Here is a 4,457-nt window from a genome sequence, read left to right on the forward strand (position 1 = left end):
CACCAGCACCGGCAGCACCAGCGTGCGAGCGGCGGCCTTGCAGGCGACCCAGGCGTTGCGCTGGTGCTGCCAGCGGCCCGACAGTTCCATGAGCGCCGCCACACCGGCCAGTAGCAGCAGCAGCCACACGGTGCCGGGTACTTTGCCGGTTTGGAAAATGGCCAAGGTGAGCGCGCCATAGGCCACGAACTCACCCTGGGGAATGAAGATGATGCGGGTGACGGTGAACACCAGCACGGTTGCAAGCCCAAGCAGGGCATACACGGCGCCATTGGTCAGGCCGTCCAGCAACAAAATGCTGGCAATCGAGAAGTCCATGAAGACCCTTAACGAAAAAAGGAAGCGATCGTGAGACCAGGGACACCGAGGGCCCGCCCTTCGACAAGCTCAGGACGGCCCAAGGTGTCGCCCCCCTCCCGCCGCAGGCGAGAGAGGGGGGCGGCGCCGAAGTCGGCGCGGGGGGCCTCTGCCTCTATTACTCGACCTTGAACTTGCCGTCCACGACCTTGAGCATCACACCGGTTTCCAGCGTGAAGCCCCAGTGGTCGTCCTTGGTCCAGTTCATCACGCCGTGCGAGAAGACGGTGCGGCCCATGGTTTCCATGGCGTCGCGGATCGCGGCGCGGAACTCGGGTGTGCCGGGCTTGGCCGTTTTCAAGGCCATTGGAATCACTTTTTCCAGCACGATTTCCGCGTCGTAGGCGTGGCCAGCGAACTGGTTGCGCGTACCGGGGCCCATGGATTTTTCGTACTTCTGCACAAAGTCGACCGCCACCGCTTTGGACGGGTGGCTGTCGGGCAGTTGCTCGGCGATCACGGCGGGGCCGGACACGACGAAGGTGCCTTCAACCGCTTTGCCACCGATGCGCATCAGATCTTGCGAGGCCGCTGCGTGGGTCTGGTAGATCTTGCCCTTGTAGCCACGGTCGACGATGCCCATCTGGGGCATGGCGGCACCACTGCCGGAGGCCACGACCAGAATCGCGTCGGGGTTGGCCGACACCAGCTTCAGCGCCTGCGGCGTCACGCTGGTGTCGGTGCGGGCGAAGCGCTCCACACCCACGAGCTTGATACCGGCTTTTTCCAGCTGGGGCGTGATTTCTTTCAGCCACTGCTCGCCATAGGCATCGGTGTAACCCAGGAAACCCAGGGTTTTGACGCCCTGTTTTTTCATGTGCTCGACCACGGCGTGGCCCATCACCGTATTCGACTGGGGCAGGCGGAACATCCACTTGTCCTTGCCGGGTGGCAGACCCACGGGCGAGGCGGCCAATTGCACCGTACCGGCTTCGGCGGCGATGTCGCTCATGGCGGCAGCGACCGAGGTGATGCAGGAACCGATGATGAAGTCCACCTTGTCTTCGGTGACGAAGCGGCGTGCGTTGGCCGCGCCCTTGCCGGGATCGGTGCCGTCGTCCAGCACGATCAGGTTGACCTTTTCACCGGCGATGGTTTTGGGGAACAGCTTGAACTGGTTCTGCATGGGAATGCCCAGGCCGGAGCCGGGGCCGGTGAGCGCCAGGCTCACACCGATGTTGATGTCGGCCAGGGCGGCGGTGCTGCACAGCGCCGTGGCGGCCAGCGTGATCAGGGTTTTTTGAAATTGCATGCTTGTCTCCTAGGGGGTGGGTGAAAACGGGGTAGGGGGCGCGAGATCGGTGGTGGACCAACTGCGGACGGTGCCGCTACTGGTCCAGGCGTGGTGGTGTTCGGACTGGCGTGGTTCAGTCCTTTCTGGCTTCCTGAGAAGCCTTCAGGGCGGAGCCTTCCAAGCCGGCCAGCAGCGCTTTGCTGTTGCCGGGAATGACCATCTGGAACCGGTGGTCCACATAGGTGTAGTCGAAGTAGCCCATGCGCGCCAGCGGCTGGATTTTGAGCACATCGACCATGCCTTTGCCATCGATCACAGCGTCGTCGATGTGTATTGCCACCACCCGGCCAAAAACCACGTCGGCCGTGCCCATGGGTGGCACACCTGGAAAGCGCAAGGTGTTCAGGTACACGCATTCAAACTGGATCGGCGAGCCCGCGACGCGCATGGGCTTGACCAGACGGCTCGGGCGTTTTTCGAGTCCGGCGCGCTCGAACTCATCGACGCCGTGCGGCAACTCTTCGGCCGAGATGTTGACCGCATCGCGCAGCGCGTAAGTGGCCATGTTCCACACGAACTCGCCGGACTGTTCTGCGTTTTGCACCGAGTCTTTGCGTTGGCCGCCTGTGTCCTGGTTGGCGCTGAACATCACGATGGGCGGATCGAAAGTCACGTTCTGGAACTGGCTGTAGGGCGCAAGGTTGTGCCGCCCCTGAGCGTCCACCGTCGAGATCCAGCCAATCGGTCGCGGAACGACGCAGGACTTGAAGGGGTCGTGCGGCAGACCGTGCGGTGTTTTTCCGGGTTCGTAGTACATCGTTGTCTCCGTGCTTTTGGTGTCCGCTGGTGGTGCCGTGCTGTGGAACCCGAAGAGGGGTGCTTGCCCGAGGGGGCTACGCCTTCAACTGCACATGGCCTTGATGTCTTCGGGCACCGGGATGGCCTTGATGCGGTCTGGCGCGTCGGCCGGGCGGATCACGAAGGCCCGTGTCTCGGTGCCTTCGCAGATCAGCTCATCGCCGCGCTGGACCAGGTGCCGGTGCATGAACACCTTGTCGCGCCACTCGGTCACGCTGGTGTGGATTTGCAGGCGCTCGCCGTAGGTGGCTGGGCGGGAGAACTTGGTGTGGATTTCCAGCAGCGGCGTGCCGACGATGCCACGCGTTTTCACCAGTTCACGCCAAGGCAGCAAGCCGCACTTGACGAAAAAATTGAGCGACGAGGCATCCATCCAACGGGAAAAATTGGGATAAAAAACGATGCCGGCGGGATCGCAATCGCCGAACGTCACTTCGATTTCGTGGATCACTGTTTTTGTCATGAGGCAACTGGCTTTCTGCGCAGAGTGTCTGGTTGGGCGAGACAGGTTGTGGTTATCTGGGGGCCATGCGCAAAGCGCCATCGAGGCGGATCACTTCGCCGTTCAGGTGCGTGTTGGTGACCACGTGCGCGGCGAGCTGTGCGAACTCCTCGGGTTTGCCCAGGCGTTGCGGAAACGGGATGCTCTTGGCCAGCGACTCTTGCACCGGCTCGGGCAATTGCTTCATCAGCGGTGTGGCGAACAGGCCGGGGGCGATGGTGCACACGCGGATGCCGTGTTGTGCCAGGTCGCGTGCCATGGGTAAGGTCATGCCCACCAAGCCGCCTTTGGACGCGCTGTAGGCCTGCTGGCCCACCTGGCCATCAAAGGCGGCCACGCTGGCGGTGAACAGCATCACACCGCGTTCGCCGTCTTCCAGCGGATCGAGCTGGGCACAGGCGGCGGCAAACAGGCGGCTGGCGTTGTAGGTGCCGATCAGGTTGATCTGGATCACTTTCGCAAAATCTTCCAAAGGGGCGGCCTTGCCGTCTTTGCCCACCACGCGCTTGGCGCTGCCAATGCCGGCGATGTTCATCAAGATGCGTGCCGGGCCATGCGCGGCGGCGGCCGTGTCGATGGCGGCTTGCAGGCTGTCGGTGCTGGTGATGTCGCACAACACGGCGATACCGCCGATGTCGGCTGCCACACGTTTCGCGTTGTCGAGGTGCACGTCCAGCACCGCGACCTTGGCGCCCAGGCGGGCGAGTTCGCGTGCGGTGGCTTCACCGAGGCCCGAGCCACCACCGGTGACGAGCGCAGCGTGTCCTTGAATGTTCATGTCGCAATCCTTGAAAAATCGAGATGAGATAAGCCGAGCCGCGCAGGCGCACCACAAAGCCGGCCGTGCCCGCTTGAAACGGCGACGCCGTGTGGGAGCTGTGCGAGTGCGTTCATGCCGCCGGGTTTTCGATCAACAGCGCGATGCCTTGGCCACCGCCCACGCAGGCCGAAGAAATGCCATAGCGCTTGCCGCTGCGCTGCAACTCGCGCGCCAAGGTGAGCGTGAGCCGCACACCGGTGGCCGCCAGCGGGTGGCCCAGCGCAATGGCGCCGCCGTTGACGTTCAGCTTGTCCAGGTCCAGTCCGAGCTCGCGGCCTACCGCCAGCGTTTGTGCGCCTTGGGCTTCGTTGATTTCAAAACGGTCGATCTGGTCCAGCGTGAGGCCGGTGCGCTCCAGCAGCAAGCGGATCGCCGGGGCCGGCCCAATGCCCATGATTTCGGGCGGCACGCCCACGGCGGCGGCGGCCACCACACGGGCCAGCGGCTTTTTGCCTTCGGCCTTGGCGTAGCGGCCCGAACTCACCACACAAGCGGCGGCGGCGTCGACCAGGGCCGAGCTGTTGCCCCCGGTCTGCACGCCACCGGCGTGCACCGCGCGCAGCTTGGCCAATACCTCGGGGGGCGACAGGCGCGGGTGGGTGTCCTGCGCCAATTCGCTGATCTTGCCTTGCAAGCGGATGGCGCGTGGTGCGTAACCTTCGAGCTCAAAAGTCTCGTTCACCACC

Annotated in this window: 4 protein-coding genes and 2 pseudogenes; all 6 read right to left on the reverse strand. The window is 63.7% G+C overall.

Features of this window, described 5'->3' with window-relative positions:
• Nucleotides 1–318 (reverse strand): annotated as a pseudogene (locus ABYB95_RS17620) (branched-chain amino acid ABC transporter permease); the annotation flags it as partial.
• Between the two features lie 157 nt (nt 319–475).
• Nucleotides 476–1,609: an ABC transporter substrate-binding protein gene (locus tag ABYB95_RS17625; protein WP_372659879.1), complete on the reverse strand. Its 1,134-nt coding sequence runs from the start codon at nt 1,607–1,609 to the stop codon at nt 476–478.
• A gap of 115 nt (nt 1,610–1,724) precedes the next feature.
• Nucleotides 1,725–2,408, reverse strand: coding sequence for a flavin reductase family protein (locus ABYB95_RS17630; protein ID WP_372659881.1), 684 nt, complete (start codon nt 2,406–2,408; stop codon nt 1,725–1,727).
• An 84-nt stretch (nt 2,409–2,492) separates the two neighbouring features.
• Nucleotides 2,493–2,912, reverse strand: a complete 420-nt coding sequence (locus ABYB95_RS17635; RefSeq protein ID WP_372659883.1) for an acyl-CoA thioesterase — start codon at nt 2,910–2,912, stop codon at nt 2,493–2,495.
• A gap of 52 nt (nt 2,913–2,964) precedes the next feature.
• On the reverse strand, nt 2,965–3,729 hold the full coding sequence (locus ABYB95_RS17640; protein ID WP_372659885.1) for an SDR family NAD(P)-dependent oxidoreductase: 765 nt from the start codon (nt 3,727–3,729) through the stop codon (nt 2,965–2,967).
• A gap of 112 nt (nt 3,730–3,841) precedes the next feature.
• Nucleotides 3,842–4,457, reverse strand: a pseudogene (locus ABYB95_RS17645) (acetyl-CoA C-acyltransferase); the annotation flags it as partial.

Origin of the sequence: Hydrogenophaga sp., from assembly GCF_041633695.1 — a bacterium.
Classification (GTDB): Bacteria; Pseudomonadota; Gammaproteobacteria; order Burkholderiales; family Burkholderiaceae_C; genus Hydrogenophaga.

What these genes read in the sequence shown, in the direction of transcription:
- ABYB95_RS17625 (WP_372659879.1), bottom strand. Translation starts at nt 1,609, where the DNA reads ATGCAATTTCAAAAAACCCTGATCACGCTGGCCGCCACGGCGCTGTGC.
- ABYB95_RS17630 (WP_372659881.1), bottom strand. Translation starts at nt 2,408, where the DNA reads ATGTACTACGAACCCGGAAAAACACCGCACGGTCTGCCGCACGACCCC.
- ABYB95_RS17635 (WP_372659883.1), bottom strand. Translation starts at nt 2,912, where the DNA reads ATGACAAAAACAGTGATCCACGAAATCGAAGTGACGTTCGGCGATTGC.
- ABYB95_RS17640 (WP_372659885.1), bottom strand. Translation starts at nt 3,729, where the DNA reads ATGAACATTCAAGGACACGCTGCGCTCGTCACCGGTGGTGGCTCGGGC.